The 2,448-nt window shown below is 70.8% G+C and carries 2 protein-coding genes; both read right to left on the reverse strand.

The window, feature by feature from the left end; genetic code table 11:
- Window positions 1-675: biotin/lipoyl-containing protein (locus ACFUEL_RS38455; protein ID WP_380242679.1), on the reverse strand; the 675-nt coding region annotated here is incomplete at its 3' end.
- Between the two features lie 58 nt (window positions 676-733).
- Complete coding sequence (gene lpdA / locus ACFUEL_RS38460) at window positions 734-2,140, reverse strand: dihydrolipoyl dehydrogenase (RefSeq protein ID WP_380242681.1); 1,407 nt, start codon at window positions 2,138-2,140, stop codon at window positions 734-736.
- Window positions 2,141-2,448: the final 308 nt, after the last annotated feature.

Consider the following 2,448-nt stretch of genomic DNA (forward strand, 5'->3'; position numbering starts at 1 on the left):
GGCCGGGGCAGCCGGAGCGGCCGCCGGGGCCGGGGCGGCGGCCGGAGCCGAGCCCGCCGCGCCGATCAGCGCGAGCTGGGCGCCGACCTCGGCGGTCTCGTCCTCGCCGACCAGGATCTTCACCAGGGTGCCCGCCACGGGGGAGGGGATCTCGGTGTCGACCTTGTCGGTGGAGACCTCGAGCAGCGGCTCGTCGACCTCGACGGTGTCGCCCTCGGCCTTCAGCCAGCGGGTGATGGTGCCCTCGGTGACCGACTCGCCCAGTGCGGGCAGCACCACCGGGGTGGCGTCGCCGGCCGGAGCGGCAGCGGCGGGGGCGGCGGCCGGAGCAGCCTCGGCGGCCGGGGCGGGGGCCGCGGGGGCCTCCTCGACCGGGGCCGGGGCGGCGGCCGGAGCAGCCTCGGCGGCGGGGGCCGGGGCGGCGGCGGGGGCGCCGGAGCCGTCGTCGATGATCGCCAGTTCGGCGCCCACCTCGACGGTCTCGTCCTCGCCGACCTTGATCGAGGCCAGGATGCCGGAGGCCGGCGCCGGGATCTCGGTGTCGACCTTGTCGGTGGAGACCTCGAGCAGCGGCTCGTCGATCTCCACGCGCTCACCCTCGGCCTTCAGCCAGCGGGTGACGGTGCCTTCGGTCACGCTCTCGCCCAGCGCGGGCAGTGTTACTGAGACCGCCATGGTTCCAGCGACTCCTATCAAGTCTTGCGTACAGGAATGAACGGGGACGGGGGCGCGATCAGTCGTGCGCGTGCAGCGGCTTGCCGGCCAGCGCGAGGTGGGCCTCGCCGAGGGCCTCGGACTGGCTCGGGTGCGCGTGGATGAGCTGCGCGACCTCGGCGGGCAGGGCCTCCCAGTTGTAGATCAGCTGGGCCTCGCCGACCTGCTCGCCCATGCGGGCGCCGACCATGTGGACACCCACGACGGCGCCGTCCTTGACCTGGACCAGCTTGATCTCGCCGGCGGTCTTGAGGATCTTGCTCTTGCCGTTGCCGGCCAGGTTGTACTTGAGGGTGACGACCTTCTCCTTGCCGTACTGCTCGACGGCCTTGGCCTCGGTCAGGCCGACGGAGGCGACCTCCGGGTTGGAGTAGGTCACCCGCGGGATGCCGTCGTAGTCGATCGGGACGACCTTGAGGCCGGCGATCCGCTCGGCGACGAGGATGCCCTCGGCGAAGCCGACGTGGGCCAGCTGCAGGGTCGGGACCAGGTCGCCGACGGCGGAGATGGTCGGCACGTTGGTGCGCAGGTACTCGTCGACCAGGACGTAGCCGCGGTCCATCGCGACGCCCTGCTCCTCGTAGCCCAGGCCGGCCGAGACCGGGCCGCGGCCGATCGCGACCAGCAGCACGTCGGCCTCGATGGACTTGCCGTTCTCGGTGGAGACCCGGACGCCGTTCTCGGTGTACTCCACGCCGGAGAAGCGGGACTTCAGCTCGAACTTGATGCCGCGCTTGCGGAAGGCGCGCTCCAGCAGCTTGGAGGAGTTCTCGTCCTCCAGCGGCACCAGGTGGGGCAGGCCCTCGACGATGGTGACGTCGACGCCGAAGGACTTCCAGACCGAGGCGAACTCGCAGCCGATGACGCCGCCGCCGAGGATGATCGCCGACTTCGGGATGTAGTCGAGCTTCAGCGCGTGGTCGGAGGAGATGATCCGGTTGCCGTCGATGTCCAGGCCCGGGATCGAGCGCGGCACGGAGCCGGTGGCCAGGACGATGTGGCGGCCCTCGATGCGCTGCCCGTCGACGTCCACCGAGGTCTGCGAGGAGAGCTTGCCCTCGCCCTGGATGAAGGTGACCTTGCGCGAGGCGACCAGGCCCTGCAGGCCCTTGTACAGGCCGGCGACGACGTCGTCCTTGTACTTGTGGACGCCGTTGATGTCGATGCCCTGGAAGGTGGCGAGGACGCCGAACTCGGCGGCTTCCTTCGTCTCGTCGGCGACCTCGGCGGCGTGCAGCAGCGCCTTGGTCGGGATGCAGCCGCGGTGGAGGCAGGTGCCGCCCAGCTCGCCCTTCTCGATCAGCGCGACGCTCAGGCCGAGCTGGGCGCCACGGAGCGCCGCGGCGTAACCGCCGCTTCCGCCTCCGAGAATGACTACGTCGAAAACGGTGCTGGCGTCGTTCGCCACGTCACGTCCTCCATGCAAAAGGTGCGGATCGCCGGGCCGGTCGCGGTCCGGTGGGTGAGTGCCCTTGTAAGAGCGCCCAGTCGTGCCGGAAATACATCTTTGCACTTGTTGGCGGCGGGTGGCGTCGGAGGGTGGCCCGAGGCGCCCCCGACCCGGTCGGCGCGGCGGCGGTATGACCCGTTCTCGGAGGTATCGTCGCAGCTCACGGCCGGGAAATCGGCAAGCGGAGGTACGCCGTCCGGGGGGCTTCACCGGCTCTGTTCCGCCCTGCGGAATCAATTTTCGCCGGAGGCGAACAAGCCCTCGAATTGGTGTCGAGTGCTACC

Source organism: Kitasatospora sp. NPDC057198 (assembly GCF_042670125.1).
Lineage (GTDB): Bacteria > Actinomycetota > Actinomycetes > Streptomycetales > Streptomycetaceae > Kitasatospora.